This window comes from Caballeronia sp. NK8, assembly GCF_018408855.1.
Lineage (GTDB): Bacteria > Pseudomonadota > Gammaproteobacteria > Burkholderiales > Burkholderiaceae > Caballeronia.
Genome location: NZ_AP024325.1, coordinates 1 through 15,061, shown reverse-complemented (window position 1 = coordinate 15,061; position 15,061 = coordinate 1). Strand labels below are relative to the sequence as shown.

Below are 15,061 nucleotides of genomic sequence, written 5' to 3'. Positions count from 1 at the left end.
GCGTGTCTCAGGCCATATGATGCTCGAATCGGCACAACGCGTCATGCGGCGATAGCGCTGCGCCGCAGCAAAAGCGCGTGTGGAAACCTCGGCGCATCAGAACGAAAACACAGGAGACGACGGATGGCGAAGATCGCTTACGAAGATTTCGAGCGACAGATCGTGCAGCATCACATCATCAAGGGCAACGTGTACGAGAACGGCGCGGCGCTCGTCGAGCGCGCGAACAGGTGGATCGAGGAGAACGGAGTCGACGTGCTGAACGTCGAGAGCCTCTCGACGTTCGGCGCCGGCGACGATACCAGCGTGAGCCACTGGTACTCGGGCATTCGCGTCTGGTATCGGACGGCGTAGAAGAAGGGTCAGCCGCGCCCGACGAACGGCATCTTGGTGGCCATCACGGTGTGGAACAGCACGTTCGCCTCGAGCGGCAGATTGGCCATGTACAGCACCGACTGTCCGACGAACTTCACGTCCATCATCGGTTCGACGGCGATTTCGCCGTTCGCCTGCGGCACGCCGCGCGACATGCGCTCGGACAGCTCGGTGAACGCGTTGCCGATATCGATCTGACCGACCGCGATGTCGTACTTGCGGCCGTCGAGCGATGCTGTCTTGGTGAGGCCCTGGACCGCGTGCTTCGTCGCCGTGTAGGCCGCCGAGTTCGGGCGCGGCGCGCTCGCGGAAATCGAGCCGTTATTGATGATGCGCCCGCCCATCGGCGTTTGCGCCTTCATCGTGCGGAATGCCTGTTGCAGGCAAAAGAACATGCCGTTCAGATTGATGTCCACGACGTTGCGCCATTGCTCGGGCGTCCAGTCCTCGAACGGTCCGGGCGGATTCGACACGCCGGCATTGTTGAACAGCAGATCGACGCGGCCGAAGCGTTCGACCGCCGCCTTGAAGAGGTTTTCGACCGATTTCGGATCGGCGACGTCGGTCGGCACGGCGAGCGCGCGCGCCCCAGCGTTCGATTCGCCGATCACTGCTTCGAGCGGCGCGGGACGCCTGCCCGCCAGCACGACCGACCAGCCGTCGCCGAGCAGGGCCAGCGCCGCCGCGCGGCCGATGCCGCTGCCCGCTCCGGTGACGATTGCGATTCGTTGAGACTGGTTGGCTGCATCGGACATATCGGCGTTCTCCTGTCGTTATGCGCGCGACACTTGCGCGCGCTGAATTCGGGAGAACATTATCGACGACTCAGCGCATTTCGGCGCTGATTCGACGCGCGCTTCAACGCGCGTTTCACCGATTACGGGACGCTTCCGTCGTGACCGGCCCCGCCGTGTTGCGCAACGCGCTGCCGTCGCAGAAGACGGCGGTCATCAGCATCGGCACGATCTGCTTAACCACGGCCGTGCTGCCCGCTTCACGCACTTTCTCCTCCACCGTCTCCGACGCGGCGAGCACCACGACGCCGTACGCGGAGTCGTTGATCGGCTGGCCGCTGCCTCGCTTGAACATGTCGTCGCCGTGCTCGTAACCCAGCACGGCATAGACGCGAAAACCGTATGCCGTGAGTTCGCTGCCCTGCGTCGGCTTGAAGGCGTTCACGGAATTCGCCTCGACGCGCATCGGTCGCGCGTCGATGGACTTGTCGGCGACGAGCGGCGCAATGAACCTGTGCGCGCTGGACTTGCAATCGAGCTGGCTTTCCAGAGGGGTTGCGCCGCACAGGCTGGGCAGCAGTCCCCCGACCACGGCAGCGAATGCGGTAAGCGTTGCGAGAGGAGCGGTTTTCATGGCGAGTCAAAACCAACGGTTCGTAAGGGCCGACAGGAATGCTCAGGCATCCGAGTCGATGCAATAAGCGAGCCAGCGAATCTGGCGAATCGGCCCGCACCTCGCGCACGCGCTGCATTATTCCCGCAGGGGCTTGGTTTCTAGTGTTGGTTGACTTCTTGACCTTTGGCGTTACGCGCAATCCTCGTTCTCGTACAGCGATTCCTACAATCGCTTTTGTAGTGAAGTTAAAGACAGGTTCTGCGCTTCGACAGGCGGCGTCTGTACGAGATCCCTCAATCTTCACTTTTCGATGCGGCGATCCGATGACTGCGCGCGCAAGCCGTAAGCAACAGGAAAACGTCGAAATGGTTATATTCGCGGTTCCGACCTTCGAGGACCCTAAATGACCGCGCTTGCCGATTTTCCGATCACCCGCAAATGGCCTGCTCAGCATCCCGAGCGCATCCAGTTGTACTCGCTGCCGACGCCCAACGGCGTGAAAGTCTCGATCATGCTCGAGGAAACCGGCCTGCCCTACGAGCCGCATCTGGTGCGTTTCGATACCAACGACCAGCTTTCGGACGAGTTTCTATCGCTGAATCCGAACAACAAGATTCCCGCGATCATCGATCCGGACGGGCCCAATGGCGAGCCGTTGCCGCTGTTCGAATCGGGCGCGATTCTCGTCTATCTGGCGGCGAAGAGCGGCAAGTTCATGCCCGACGACGTCGCGAAGCGCTACGAAGCGCTGCAATGGCTGATGTTCCAGATGGGCGGCATCGGCCCGATGTTCGGGCAAGTCGGCTTCTTCCACAAATTCGCCGGCAAGGATTACGAGGACAAGCGGCCACGCGCGCGTTACGTCGCGGAATCGAAGCGACTGCTTGCGGTGCTCGAAAAGCGCCTCGACGGGCGCGACTGGATCATGGGCGACGAGTACAGCATCGCGGATATTTCGGTGTTTCCGTGGGTGCGCAATCTGATCGGCTTCTATGAGGCGCGCGAACTCGTGGACTTTCATGAGTTCGGGAACGTGGAGCGCACGCTCAAGGCCTTTCTGGACCGCCCCGCCGTGCAGCGCGGACTCGAGATTCCGAAGCGCAACTGAGTCGGTGCTCGCGCTTCGTGCCCGTTGGAAAAGCGCGCGGGCATCGGACGCAAACGTATTCGGCACATGAGGGATGCGGTTGTCACACAACCGTCTTGAACCGCCGGTAGATTGCGCTTCTCGAAAAAGTCTGAGGATTGGCCGCTCGCGCCGAATCAGACTTTCCACGCGCACTTTTTCTCCTCTACCGCATATGTCGAAGCTCACTGTCAGGGCGCGCCTCGCGATCGTCACGGGCGCGGTCGCCGCCGTGCTCGTCGCGGTCGGCAGCGTCGGATTATTCGGCGTCCAGCAAGGCAATGCCGCGCTGCGTCACGTCTTCGAAGGCCGCGCGCAGGCGCTGCAAACCATTTCGACCATCGACGAACTCATCACGCAGAGCCAGTTCGCGATCAGCGACGCGGTGCTCGATCCATCGGCGCAAAAGACGCAGACCGTGGTGACGTCGACGCAGCAGCGCATCGCGAATATCGATGCCCTGCTCGGCCGCTATCTGCGCTATCCGCTCGATGCCACCGAAGCGCCGCTCGCCAAACGCCTCGCCAGCGATTGGGCGACCCTGCGCGACAAGGGCTTTCGCCCGACGGCCAGCCTGCTTGCCGCGAACAATCTTTCGGAAGCGCAGTGGATCGTGACGCAGCAAATCGAGCCGACCGCCGCGCGCGTCAAGAAGGAAACCACCGAATTGCGCGCATTCCAGCTAAGCGCCGCGCAGCAGGAGTACGACCACGCGCAACGCGTGAGCCGTGTCGTGCAGTGGACTGTCGGCGCGTGCATCGCCGCGGGCGTGGCGCTCGTCGGATGGCTGTGCCTTTCGATGGCGCGCGCGCTGATCCGGCAACTGGGCGGCGAGCCGGCGCTCGCGGCGAACGTCGCGCGGCGCGTGTCGCAGGGCGACCTGCTGACGGATGTACCCGTCGCGCCCGGCGACACGCAAAGCGTGATGCACGCGATGAGCCTGATGCGCAGCCAGCTCGCATCGATGGTCGGCGACATCAAGCGCTCGACCGACACCATCGGCATCGCGGCGGCGGATATCACCGAGGGCAATCACGCGCTGTCCGCGCGCACCGAGGAGCACGCGGCGAGTTTGCAGCAGACGTCGGCGAGCATGGAACAGATCGCGTCGACGGTGCGCACGAACGCCGATCACGCGAACCGCGCGCGCGAGCTCGCAAAGGAAGCGTCGGTGCGTGCGAAAGACGGCGAACGCGCCGTCGCCGACGCGATCGCGCGCATGACCGATTTGTCGGCGCGTTCGGCGCAGATCGGGCAGATCACGGGCGTCATCGAATCGATTGCATTCCAGACCAATCTTCTCGCGCTGAATGCCGCCGTCGAAGCAGCGCGAGCGGGATCGCTCGGGCGCGGCTTCGCCGTCGTCGCGGAGGAAGTTCGCGCGCTCGCGCGTCGTTCGTCGGGAGCGGCGAAGGAAATCGCGCAATTGACGCGCGAAGTCAACGCGCATGTCGAGTCGAGCGGATCGACGGTGAAGCACGCGGGTTCGACGCTCACCGATCTGCTCGCTTCCGTCGATGGCGTGTCCGCACTCGTCGAAGCCATCGCGACGGCGTCGAGCGAGCAAAGCGGTGGCATCGATGAAGTGAACGACGCTGTCTCGCAGATGGATCGGCTGATGCAGGGTAACGCGGCGCTCGTCAACGAGGCGGCAGCGGCGGCGCTCTCGCTCGATGCGCAAGCGCGCGAACTCAGGCAGACGGTGCAGGCGTTTCAGGTTTGACGTTCTTTCGATTCGGCTCGGCGCTTGGTCGCCGGTCGCCGTGGTTTCGGCGCGACGCCGATGCGCGGATCACGTGACAGGACAAGCGAGGTAACACGACGGACGACATCCTCGAACGCAGGGTCGCTTTGCTTTACGCAAAGCCATTTCCCGAGAACCTGATGCGGGTGCAAGGCGGGCATGTCCTTGATAAGTGCAGCGTGTCGTTCCTGCGACGTGCATACCAGCAAACCATTCCACGGCTCGTCGCGGTCGGCCACAACCAGGCACAGCAGCCCATCGACGTATGCCGCGTCGCTGCCGAACATTCGCTTTCGGAAATACGTCTCGTCGCCTTCGAGAGGCTCGAGAATCCAGAGCAATGAGTTTCTGACCTTGGATGACATCGAATATTCAACTCAGCGTTCGGCGTTCTACCTGTCGTCGGCCCGAGAGCGACGTTTCTTGTAACTCACCGCGACTGGCGCCGAAGGCGTGGAAGGCGGCGCATAGGGAGACTCGTCGGGTCCGAACTCCTGCGTGGCCGCAAACAACGCATCGTTGAGCGTTTCCTCAAGGGCCTGCTGCGATTCCTCACCGACGACTGAACTACGCGTTTCGTCGTCGCCCTCCTGAGAGTCTGCTTGGGCAGGCCCCGCGGCGCTTGTCTGAAGACCGTGCGGCGAGCCGGACAGAGCCCACTGCACCACGAGCTCTTGCGCTCGGGCATAGGAACATGTGATGACACCGCGAACGGTTTCCACCTGCAGCGCGCGCCGAGCCGCAAGCGTCTCTGCGTCGACGTGGTGGTCATCGGCCAGCATGAGCGCGGAAATGCCGAGGGAGTTTGCCTCGCCCGCGGCCAACCTCGCGTTGGTAGCCACCAACTCACGCCATCGCTCGAACCCGCAACCCGACGCCACGGCTTCGAGCGCCTGATTCAGGCGCAGCGCGTTCTTGCCACCAGCCAGCTCCTGCAGAAGCTCTGCCTTTTCCTGTGCAGCGTCGGACGAAATCAAGTAGCGTGCGCTTACCTCATTAGCCATGCCTATGTCACCCTCTGCGGAAATCTGAAAATCAACTGTCCTGCCGTGCAGACAGGCCTTACGGCATTATCGTGCGCGTTGGTCGAATTTTAGCTCGCCCGCTAGTCGGACTCATCGTTCAACGAATGCCGGTTCCAGACTGTTGCGAGCAGCCACTGGAACAGCGTGTGGCCCTTTTTCTGCTCATCAGGCATCGGAGCGACGAGCTTACCAAGCTTGTCCTGCCGATATGCAAGTAGCTGACACATCTGCTTCGCAACCTCGGGATGATCCTTGAGAAACGAAGTCATGTCGTCCTTGCCGAGCTGGAACAAGACCGACGGCGTGAGCGTTGCGATGGACACGTGCATCGAGAGCCCCGCGAGCAGCCCCGCTTCGCCGAACGCTTCACCCGGCCCAATCCGAGCGATTTCGCGGCTACCTGCCGACTCGACGAGGGAAACCGACAGCACGCCGGAATGCACGATCGAGAGACTGTCCGGCACGGTGTCCGGCGCCAGAATCTCGTGTTTCTCCTGATACTCGTGTCGGGAGAGGCATTTCGCCAACCTTGTCACCTCCTCGCCCGACAGGCTGTCGAACAGGCTTACTCGCTTCAGGAGCGCCTCCTTCTCGTCACGCGACGTGAGCGCCGGCGCCGGCACGCCAAGCGCCCGTAACGCTACGTCAGCCGACGCGAGATGGCGGTAGCAGAGGTCGAAGAGTTCGCTTGATACAGCGAGCTTCTGGTTCATGTCGGCCACGAAGGCTACGACTTCGTACTGCACCGAGTTTGCGGTGGTGCGCTTCATCCGGGCGTACGGAGCCGGCGTTGCGAGGATGACATTGCAGCCCGTGAGCGCGCGCCCCAAGGCGTCCAGCACAGTTTTCGGTCGCGCCTCGGGTTCGATTTCGAGAATGAGCGACAGCCCGTGGACGTCCCCCGGCCTGCTGTTGTTGGTGATCTTCGCCTTTGCCGCGACAGCGTTCGGCACGATGAGCGTGTTTCCCTGACCCGTCAGTAAGTGCGTCGCGCGCCAGTTCATCTCGACGACCTTGCCTTCAACGTCGTCAATCGTCACCCAGTCGCCTATTGCATACGGCTCCGTCGTGTTGATGACGATGCCCGCGAAGACATCGCTGAGCGTGCTCTGAATGGCAAGGCCCAGCACGATGGCGAGTGCGCCCGATGTCGCGACCAGTCCGCGTACGGGCAATTCGAGCACGAAGCCCAGGGCGGCTACTGCCGCAGCAAGAAAGACTACGGCGCCGAACACATCCGAGAAAAGACGCTGCTTTCTCCAGGCGCGCGGCAGCAGCAGGGTGTCGAGCGAAAGCGTGAGCAGACGCGCGCCCATCAACCACCAGATGATTTCGAGGACCTGCCCCAACCAGTGCAGCTCGACCACATCGATGTAAGGAGCCTGCGTAAAAGGACTAAGACCAGACGAAAAAAGTATCCAGCTGAGCCCGAAAAAAAGCGCGAGCCGAATGAAGAGTCGTGCCAGGTCGTTCGCGGGCAGCTTCGCGCGCCACACGACCACGTCCACAGCGACAATGGCGAGACCCAGAATCAGGGGGTTCTTCACGGCGGCTCCTCTCGAGGAACGACTTCGAGAGAATACACAGTTGGTGCTATCTGCGCGCTAGTGACGGCTTGCGCGCCAGCGCGAGGGGCACGTAATCGGAGCCTGTAGACTCAAGTCGTAATAGCGGCTTTGGTCAGTGCGACAGCATGTACGCAATTACGGCCAGCCGTTTTGGCAGCGTACATCTGCGCGTCGGCCGCTTCTACCAGGTGAGCTGGCGCGATGTCTTCGCCCGGGTTGCATGTCGCCACACCAATCGAAACTGTGATGCATCGATGTTCGTCTGTGATGTGCTGAAGCTGCAGGCCTTGCACCTCCGTCCTGATTGCATCGGCCATCACGGTTGCTGCTTCGGTCGTCATCTTGGGCAAGACCACCACGAATTCTTCACCGCCATAACGGCTGACGAAGTCGACGGAGCGACGAGCCACCCGTCGAACACAGTGCGCGACAGCGACGAGTACTTCGTCGCCGGCGGCATGTCCGAGGGTGTCGTTGAATCGCTTGAAGTGGTCGATGTCGATGAAAAGGACTGAGAGACGCGAGCCACGTTGCCGCGCCCTGTCCCATTCCTGAGCAAGATGCGACTCAAGGCTGCGGCGATTCGCAAGCCCGGTAAGCGGGTCGGTCGTCGATAACCGCCTGAGCCTGGTCTCTTTGCTGACCTGCTCTCGAAGCACAAATGCGAAGAGCCAGGAGGTGGAAACTGCCACGGCCGCGAGCGCCGCGGCGAGCACGAGTACCGTTGCATCGCCGAGAGTCATTTGTACCGCATCGAGCAACAAGCTCACGAGACCAAGGACGAGGCCTGTGCCGAGGACCCCGATAATCATTGGATGCACGCCGAGAATCTGCGCCGTTCGGCGTAAGACGAAATGCATGCTGGCGCCCGCTTGACTGCTGCTGGGCGAACTACGGGGCTCAAAGGTTGCCATGACCGGATCTCACCGAATGCCGGGCCCTGATGGGTGCCGGGACCGCCTTACTGCTTCATGGTTTTTGGCCTGAGCAATGATTGACTGATCAAGCAATATGATAAATCGCAAATTGAAACGCACCCGCGACAAGTCGCCGCGTGAGTGCATATTGCGGACGTTATTCGAGAGCTACATCGATTTTTGGCGCGACGACACGAATTTCGCAACCGGTTCAGAATGGACGACGAAGCAGCGCGCGAATTTCGCACGCCGCGGGAAATGCGTTACGCATCAACCCGTTGGCCCGGCGATGCTCAGGATATCCACATGCTTGTGCACGGAAACTGTGGACAAGCTACGTTCTTCGATGCGATGTCAGACGGTGGTGACGCCATGGATGCCCTTCCCTGCTCTTTTTCCTCTCGCGAATTTCCCCTTCGCTCCATCCGCATGCGACGATTTCCCGCCATTGCGGCGATCGGGCTGATGTGCGTCGCGGCCCACGCGCAGACGCAGTGTCCCGGCTATGTCGAAACAGATGCCGGCAGCGCGTTCGACATTGCTTCGATCATCAGGGATACCGGTTCGCCGCAATCCGCGCTCGACAAGGTGCGTAACGCGGTAGCGCGCGTCGATGCGGGCGGTGGATGCGCGATCTTCCGCGACCGCCTCGCATGCGAAGAGACGCTTACGCTCGCGAACAAGGCCATCGCCGCGCTGCAGGCGTGCGCGTCGTCGCGCACGCCGAAAAGCACCTCGCACGGGTAGTGAAATAAAAAAAGCGCGTGCCGCCTGATTCGGCGGCACGCGCTTTTGAGTGCGCCCAAACGTAGGTTCGGGCGGCTCGAAGGATCAGCGATCCAGGAACGGACGCAGCTTGTCGGCGCGGCTCGGGTGCATGAGCTTGCGCATCGCCTTGCTTTCGATCTGACGAATACGCTCGCGCGTGACATCGAACTGCTTGCCCAGTTCTTCGAGCGTGTAGTCCGAAGCCGTGTCGATACCGAAGCGCATGCGCAGCACCTTCGCCTCGCGCGGCGACAACGCGTTGAGCGCATCGTCGATCGCCGCGCGCATGTTCGCGTGCACCGCGGCGTCCGCCGGGGATGCGGCGCCCTGGTCTTCGATCATGTCGCCAAGCGTCGCATCGGCATCTTCACCGACCGGCGTTTCCAGCGACACCGGCTGCTTCGCGATCTTGAGAATGCCGCGGATCTTCTCCTCCGGCATTTCCATGCGCTCGGCGAGCACCGACGGATGCGCTTCCTGACCGGTCTGCTGCAGGATCTCGCGCGAAATGCGGTTCAGCTTGTTGATCGTTTCGATCATGTGAACCGGCACGCGAATCGTGCGCGCCTGATCGGCGAGCGAACGCGTCACGGCCTGACGCACCCACCACGTTGCGTACGTCGAAAATTTCCAGCCGCGGCGATATTCGAACTTGTCCACCGCCTTCATCAGACCGATGTTGCCTTCCTGAATCAGATCCAGGAACTGCATGCCGCGATTGACGTACTTCTTCGCAATCGAAATGACGAGACGCAGGTTCGCTTCGATCATCTCGCGCTTGGCCTGACGCATCTTCAACTCGGCAGCCGTCATGCGACGGTTGATCTGCTTGAGTTGCTGAAGCGGCATCTCGACCACGCTTTCGACATCGATGAGCTTCTGTTGCTCGGCCTGAATGGCAGGCAAACTGCGCTCGAGCGAGGCGCCGTACTGCTTCGAGCCCGCCGCCGCGCGCGAGGTCCATTCGAGATCGGTCTCGTGACCGACGAACGATTCGACGAACTTGTCGCGCGGCATGCCGCAACGATCCACCGCGATCTGCAGCACGCGACGTTCGATATCGCGCACCTGCGCGACGCGCTGCTGCACGTCCGCGCACAGGCGGTCGATGGTCTTCGCCGTGAAGCGGATCGAGCCGAGCTCGCGCTGAATTTCAGCGCGCGCCTTTTCGACGGCCTTGATCGCGACCGCGCCCGAACCCTTAGGATTGCTTGCCTGTTCCGCCAGCTCGCTCACCCGTGCGAAAATCTCGAGGCAGTCCGCCTTCAACTGCTTCAGACGCGCTTCGTTCGACGCGCCGGCATCAGCGCCGTCCACGTCGTCATCGTCGCTATCTTCGTCGCTGTCGGATTCGTCGGTGTCCGTATCGATGTCGGCTGATTCGCTTGTTTCGGAAGGCGAAATATCTTCGTCTACCGAATCTTCTTCCTTCAGGCCATCGACCAGTTCATCGATCTTCAATTCACCGGACTCGACTTGCGCCGCATCGGCGAGAATGGTCGCGACGGTCGACGGGCACGCCGCGATCGCCTGAATCATCTCGTGCAGACCGTCTTCGATGCGCTTCGCAATGGCGATTTCACCGGCACGCGTGAGCAGCTCGGTCGCGCCCATTTCGCGCATATACATGCGGACCGGGTCGGTCGTGCGACCGAATTCCGAATCGACCGTCGACAGCGCGTTTTCCGCTTCTTCGTCCGATTGCTCGTCGGTGACCACGCTCGGGGCGCTATCGCTCAGCAGGAGCGTTTCGGCATCCGGCGCCTGCTCGTAGACCGCCACGCCCATATCGTTGAACGTGCTGACGATGGTTTCCATCGCCGCGGTTTCAGCGAAGTTATCCGGCAGATGGTCGTTGATCTCGGCATGCGTGAGGTAGCCACGCTCCTTGCCCAACTGAATGAGCGCGCGCATCTGGCGCTGACGCTCTTCGTTCTGCTCTGCGGTCATCGCGACATCGGGCTGCATCGTGCCGGTCTGGCCCTTCCCTTTGTTCGCCCGCCGGCCTGGTGCCTTGCGCGCCGGTGCGACGATATCCAGCTCCGAATCTTCCCGATCAAAACTTGCCATACTTTCTCCTCGACAGGTTTGCTCGGCGACGACAGATCCCCGGAGCGAGCGTAACGGCCCGCAATGATATCGATGACAGCTTCGACCACGGACGGCTGCTGAAAATCGCATCGAGCAAAGCACGCAGACCGCATCCGTACGCGGTTTTGCGTTTTCCAATCGCCCATTAAGGCGCAACCTTAGAGTATATCAGCATTTGCTGCGACGCAGCAGGTTTTTCAATACTTTTTGGGTTGCGGTCTTCGGCGGACCCTTTCATTCGAGTTGCGCGCGTGGCTGTCTCATTGAGCCGTCGTCATCGCCAGTCTGTTCAGATGAATCAAAGAGGCTTGCCTTCGAGGCGGCACGCGCCACCGCTTGTAAGAGCGAACTCAAACGTGAGGGGCTTGACCGGTCTTGAGAGGCTGGTCGCATGGCGTCCCTCGAAGGGTTAGTTGGGGCACATCCTGCCCGCTTCAAGCGAAGAAACGCTTTGATATCGCTCAGGTGCGTCTCGAAATTGGGGCTGGATTCGGTGAAGCGCGAATTCATCTGGGCCGGCACCGGCGGGACGCGCGAGCGAAAGTGCGATGTGGAGGGCTGACCATCGACGCGGTCGACTGTCGGGTCGACTGGGACGATGTGTCCTGCATCGAGCGCTGCGACGAAATCCTGCGCCCATGCGCCAGCATGCACGCGCGGTTGTGGCTCGTCGCGATTGTGGATCACGATGGAGCGCGCGTCCTCGGAGATGCGGTAGTTACGAACACCATCGCGGCTGACGAAGGACTGGCCCGCGAAATTCGTGGCTACGTCAGCGGTGCGCCGCGATTCGGCGAGTTTCTGTTCTTGTGCGACATGGACGTCACGCTGGCTTCGTGCGCGATAGGCGAAGTCGACCGGAGCACGCAAAAGCGTACGGACATAGCTGATCGGATGTGTGGCGCGCTTCAAATGTTTCCAACTGGCCTCGACGACATCGGAAAGGAGTTTGCCGTGGGCCTTCGCCTCGCGCATCAATTTGAAGATCAGAAATTCACGAAATCCCAGTGGGACGAGGCGCTGAAGATCAGCGGGAAGCCGTCCTGGTTGTCTCTTTTGAGTAGTAGGGATTAGATCCTTATATATAGCACCGTCTGCCACCGTGACAGACGGCGGTACGCAAGAAAAGACGGGAGCGGTCGGGATCGGGTCGTCCTGATGATTGGCGGAGGGCGCTTCGTTGGCGGCAACAGACTCGACTAGACCCAGCAAAGAGGCCGCTTTCTCGGTCAGATGAAGATAGGCGCGGCCGAACAGGCCTGCCGCTCCGTATCGTGTTTGGGGCGGGCGCGTGATGAATCCAGCGAACTCGAGATCGTCGAGGCCGCGATAGAACGTACGCATCGACTGCTGCGCTCGCCCCGTGAGCAATTCTCGACGAGCGAAGATCGGCGCATAGGGACGAGAAGCGTCCACGGTACGCGCCAAGGCCGCGAGCAGCGCACGTGCGCGCGCGGGCAGGGCGGCGGTGTGAGTCGCGCGATGTGCGGCTCGAAAGATCACCCAAGGCAGGTTCGATCGATCGCAGGCATAGTCATCGAGCGCCTGTTGATCTTCCAGTCCGGAAGGCGAGGTTGGTTTTTGCAGGCGAAAACCAACCTCGCCAGCAACGGAATGTTGCGCGATACGCATGTCAAGTACGTCCATTTCGAAAAATGGAAGACAAACGCTTGACTGCCGATCGCGTTCCGCTAAACTTCGAGATGTGGACTCGTGACCCGATTGGCGTCGGGAAGCGGACCGGGCGATAAGCAGTTAAGCCCGATATTCAAAAGCCTTCGGTTGGCGCCGAAGGCTTTTGTCTTTTTGCAGCTTGTTCGTTACATAGAAGCCTCGTTAGTGCTCTGACGACAAGTCTTTGATTTTCAAGGAAGTTCTACTAGGTTCAACAACTATCGATTCCATTTGTTCGTTAAGTTGTTGATTTGAAACGAAAACCTAGTAGAGCTTCAATCCTGCTCCGATTCGCTCAACGTTTTGTTGATGAATTCGGCAATCCGTTGGCCCCAATGCTCTGCGTCGCTGGCATCCTTCTCAAAGAATCGGACGCCGACTACGCCGTTTCGCGTGGAGATCTCGCAGACCTTGCGTCTACCAGAGCGAACCACGGTCGCGCTCGGTGCTGCCGTGCGCGGCTTCTCAGCCGCAAGAGCAACCGCTCTGTCTTGTGTGAAGTTGTCGTCTTCGATCAGCCGACGAACCGCCTCCACAACCTTGTCCGATTTGCCCGCCTCCGTGAGCGCCGCGAGCTTTTGCGCGGCATTGCTCCCCAGCCGTTCTGGCTTCTCCGCGAGCGCGATCTTGGCTGCTTCCGGCAAGGCGTCGAACGAAAAGATTCGCGTGACGTGACTTTTGCTGAGTCCGGCGCTCTCGGAAATCTCAGTGCGTGACAAGCCGCTCAATTCCTGAAGCCGTTTGAAATTCCAATACTTCTCGAAGTCGGTCAGCGAAGGCGAGAGCAGATTCGAGAAGAACGCTGCAAATTCGATTTCACCTTCTTCGATCGACGCGACGTTCGCGCGAATGGTCGTGCGCGCAAGTTCGCGATAGGCGGCGACGCGGTTGTGCCCCGCCACGATCTCAAAGCGATCATCCGGCAGCGCGCGCACCAAAATTGGCGTGGCGAGTGCGTGCTGCGCGAGATTGCTTTTGAGTTCCTGAAATTGCTCCGCCGTCAGCTTGCGGCGTCGGCCGGGTACTTCGACGAGCGCATCGAGAGGCACTTCGAGCGCCGCTCGTTCCTCCAGTTGCGATTCGAGTTCCTTGATCCGTGCCTGCGCAGTATTGATGCGATGCTGCGCGTCCATCAAGCGTCCCGGCGACGTGCGCGCCTCCGTACTCACCGGCCGCGCCGGCGCCTCCGCCGGCTTGCTGCCGATGTTCGCTGTCTTGGCGAGGAGTCTGTCCCCGATGCCCATTTATGCCTCCGTCTGATTCCACGCGCGAACAAATTGCGCGTCGAGGTGTTCAGCGAGCCGGTCAAGCGGCTCCTTGAATCGGTTGTATGCGGCAGTGCTGCCGTCGGGCTTCGAAAGGTCATAGACCGTCGACAGCTGCGCAGATGCACCCTTCGGTACGGTCGACTCCGGAATCTCGAATGGCAGCACGCGATCGCCGTACGCCTTCTGAAGCCAGCCGCGCACGACCCGAGAGACGTCGTCGGACTTCGCCTTGGTCATGATCACGTTGACGAAATCGAATCGCTTCTGCTCGAGCACGCCCGGAAGCTTCTTCGCGATATCGGCGAAGAGGTGCCAGAACTGGGTGGAACTTGCGAAGTCGAGCGCCTCGGGCGGGCAGGGCAGCAGAATTGCATCCGACGCCAGCAGCGCGTTGATAGTCAGGTAGCTGAGTGCGGGAGGCGTGTCGATCACGATGGCGTCATACTCGTTCGCGAGCGGCATCAAGCCCTTCCGGACAATTTCCCAGAACTCGAACGTGCTATCGTTGAGCACCTTCGCCGGAATTTCGAATTCGGCATCGAAGAGCGACGACGACGCCGGGATGAGATCCAGGTTGTGCCAATATGTCTCCTGCACCGCATAGTGCAGCGTCTCCCGATCACCATAGATGAGTGGAAGAAGGGTCTGATCGTCCGAGATTTCCGCGTCCGGCGCCCATCCGCAAAGCTGGGTGGTGGTGCCCTGCGGGTCACAGTCGATAACGAGCACGCGACGGCCGAGCAGGGTCAACGCCTGCGCGGCAGATACAGCTGTCGTCGTCTTGGCGACGCCGCCCTTGAAGTTCGCAACGGTCACAATTCGCCCGCGCTTGCCTTCCGGTCGACGTGTTCGCTCCTTCGTCGCCCTGATCCAGGTCAGTGCTTCTTCGAGGCTGAACTCCTTGCTGCGGCCCGCTCCCTTTGACGTGCCTGCGGGCAGATCGCCCTTGGTTGTCAGGTACTGGAACCGCTGCTTGTCGACTCCGCAGAGCGACGCCACCTGGGCGCTCGTGAATGTCGGCGCGCTTTTGCGCGGATACGGCTCCAACATCGCGTCGCGGATCTGATTGAGAATGTCAGTGGCTTGGGCGGCCACTCCCAAGAGCGTTTCGATCGAAACGGATTGATCGACTTCGGGAAGCCGAGCGCTTAGCAT

Annotated in this window: 14 protein-coding genes; 4 read left to right on the top strand and 10 right to left on the bottom strand. The window is 61.1% G+C overall.

All coding sequences use genetic code 11. From position 1 onward, the window contains the following. The first annotated feature begins 123 nt into the window (after positions 1–123). On the top strand, positions 124–354 hold the full coding sequence (locus NK8_RS25620) for a hypothetical protein (RefSeq protein ID WP_061177601.1): 231 nt from the start codon (positions 124–126) through the stop codon (positions 352–354). Positions 355–362: 8 nt separating this feature from the next. Here the strand turns inward: NK8_RS25620 and NK8_RS25615 are convergent, their stop codons facing one another. Then, the gene (locus NK8_RS25615) at positions 363–1,130 is read right to left on the bottom strand and encodes an SDR family oxidoreductase (protein ID WP_213232481.1); all 768 of its coding nucleotides are present in this window, start codon (positions 1,128–1,130) and stop codon (positions 363–365) included. A gap of 115 nt (positions 1,131–1,245) precedes the next feature. Further along, complete coding sequence (locus tag NK8_RS25610; protein WP_213232480.1) at positions 1,246–1,743, bottom strand: hypothetical protein; 498 nt, start codon at positions 1,741–1,743, stop codon at positions 1,246–1,248. 385 nt (positions 1,744–2,128) lie between these two features. On the opposite strand from NK8_RS25610, the gene NK8_RS25605 reads away from it, so the two are divergent. Continuing rightward, entirely contained in the window at positions 2,129–2,833 is a 705-nt protein-coding gene (locus NK8_RS25605) for a glutathione S-transferase N-terminal domain-containing protein (RefSeq protein ID WP_162070378.1), read from the top strand. A 193-nt stretch (positions 2,834–3,026) separates the two neighbouring features. After that, complete coding sequence (locus NK8_RS25600) at positions 3,027–4,574, top strand: methyl-accepting chemotaxis protein (RefSeq protein WP_213232479.1); 1,548 nt, start codon at positions 3,027–3,029, stop codon at positions 4,572–4,574. Here NK8_RS25600 and NK8_RS25595 read toward each other — a convergent pair. The 4 genes from NK8_RS25595 to NK8_RS25580 all read right to left on the bottom strand — a co-directional run bounded on the left by NK8_RS25595 (position 4,565) and on the right by NK8_RS25580 (position 8,102). Next, positions 4,565–4,960: a hypothetical protein gene (locus NK8_RS25595; protein WP_213232477.1), complete on the bottom strand. Its 396-nt coding sequence runs from the start codon at positions 4,958–4,960 to the stop codon at positions 4,565–4,567. The two genes, NK8_RS25600 and NK8_RS25595, sit on opposite strands and share 10 nt — an antisense overlap. A 27-nt stretch (positions 4,961–4,987) precedes the next feature. Beyond that, entirely contained in the window at positions 4,988–5,599 is a 612-nt protein-coding gene (locus tag NK8_RS25590) for a hypothetical protein (RefSeq protein ID WP_213232475.1), read from the bottom strand. A 101-nt stretch (positions 5,600–5,700) separates the two neighbouring features. After that, positions 5,701–7,167 (bottom strand): mechanosensitive ion channel family protein, encoded by a 1,467-nt coding sequence (locus tag NK8_RS25585; RefSeq protein WP_162070382.1) that lies wholly within the window; start codon positions 7,165–7,167, stop codon positions 5,701–5,703. A gap of 110 nt (positions 7,168–7,277) precedes the next feature. Further along, entirely contained in the window at positions 7,278–8,102 is an 825-nt protein-coding gene (locus NK8_RS25580) for a GGDEF domain-containing protein (RefSeq protein ID WP_213232473.1), read from the bottom strand. A gap of 432 nt (positions 8,103–8,534) precedes the next feature. Between NK8_RS25580 and NK8_RS25575 the strand changes: the two genes are divergently transcribed. Then, positions 8,535–8,852, top strand: coding sequence for a hypothetical protein (locus NK8_RS25575; RefSeq protein WP_213232471.1), 318 nt, complete (start codon positions 8,535–8,537; stop codon positions 8,850–8,852). Between the two features lie 84 nt (positions 8,853–8,936). On the opposite strand, the gene rpoD is transcribed toward NK8_RS25575, so the two are convergent. From rpoD to NK8_RS25555, 4 genes are all read right to left on the bottom strand, one after another. Further along, positions 8,937–10,943, bottom strand: a complete 2,007-nt coding sequence (rpoD, locus tag NK8_RS25570) for an RNA polymerase sigma factor RpoD (protein WP_213232470.1) — start codon at positions 10,941–10,943, stop codon at positions 8,937–8,939. Between the two features lie 255 nt (positions 10,944–11,198). Further along, on the bottom strand, positions 11,199–12,596 hold the full coding sequence (locus NK8_RS25565) for a replication protein O (RefSeq protein WP_225936463.1): 1,398 nt from the start codon (positions 12,594–12,596) through the stop codon (positions 11,199–11,201). Positions 12,597–12,913: 317 nt separating this feature from the next. Further along, positions 12,914–13,687 carry a ParB/RepB/Spo0J family partition protein gene (locus NK8_RS25560; RefSeq protein WP_301549899.1) on the bottom strand — a complete coding sequence of 258 codons (774 nt, stop codon included), beginning with the start codon at positions 13,685–13,687 and terminating at the stop codon, positions 12,914–12,916. Between the two features lie 195 nt (positions 13,688–13,882). Beyond that, positions 13,883–15,061 (bottom strand): ParA family protein, encoded by a 1,179-nt coding sequence (locus tag NK8_RS25555; RefSeq protein WP_213232468.1) that lies wholly within the window; start codon positions 15,059–15,061, stop codon positions 13,883–13,885.

Excerpts from the sequence above, each read along its gene's own strand:
- NK8_RS25620 (WP_061177601.1), top strand. The coding sequence starts at position 124 with ATGGCGAAGATCGCTTACGAAGATTTCGAGCGACAGATCGTGCAGCAT.
- NK8_RS25615 (WP_213232481.1), bottom strand. The coding sequence starts at position 1,130 with ATGTCCGATGCAGCCAACCAGTCTCAACGAATCGCAATCGTCACCGGA.
- NK8_RS25610 (WP_213232480.1), bottom strand. The coding sequence starts at position 1,743 with ATGAAAACCGCTCCTCTCGCAACGCTTACCGCATTCGCTGCCGTGGTC.
- NK8_RS25605 (WP_162070378.1), top strand. The coding sequence starts at position 2,129 with ATGACCGCGCTTGCCGATTTTCCGATCACCCGCAAATGGCCTGCTCAG.
- NK8_RS25600 (WP_213232479.1), top strand. The coding sequence starts at position 3,027 with ATGTCGAAGCTCACTGTCAGGGCGCGCCTCGCGATCGTCACGGGCGCG.
- NK8_RS25595 (WP_213232477.1), bottom strand. The coding sequence starts at position 4,960 with ATGTCATCCAAGGTCAGAAACTCATTGCTCTGGATTCTCGAGCCTCTC.
- NK8_RS25590 (WP_213232475.1), bottom strand. The coding sequence starts at position 5,599 with ATGGCTAATGAGGTAAGCGCACGCTACTTGATTTCGTCCGACGCTGCA.
- NK8_RS25580 (WP_213232473.1), bottom strand. The coding sequence starts at position 8,102 with ATGGCAACCTTTGAGCCCCGTAGTTCGCCCAGCAGCAGTCAAGCGGGC.
- NK8_RS25575 (WP_213232471.1), top strand. The coding sequence starts at position 8,535 with ATGCGACGATTTCCCGCCATTGCGGCGATCGGGCTGATGTGCGTCGCG.
- rpoD (WP_213232470.1), bottom strand. The coding sequence starts at position 10,943 with ATGGCAAGTTTTGATCGGGAAGATTCGGAGCTGGATATCGTCGCACCG.
- NK8_RS25565 (WP_225936463.1), bottom strand. The coding sequence starts at position 12,596 with ATGCGTATCGCGCAACATTCCGTTGCTGGCGAGGTTGGTTTTCGCCTG.
- NK8_RS25555 (WP_213232468.1), bottom strand. The coding sequence starts at position 15,061 with ATGCTAAGCGCTCGGCTTCCCGAAGTCGATCAATCCGTTTCGATCGAA.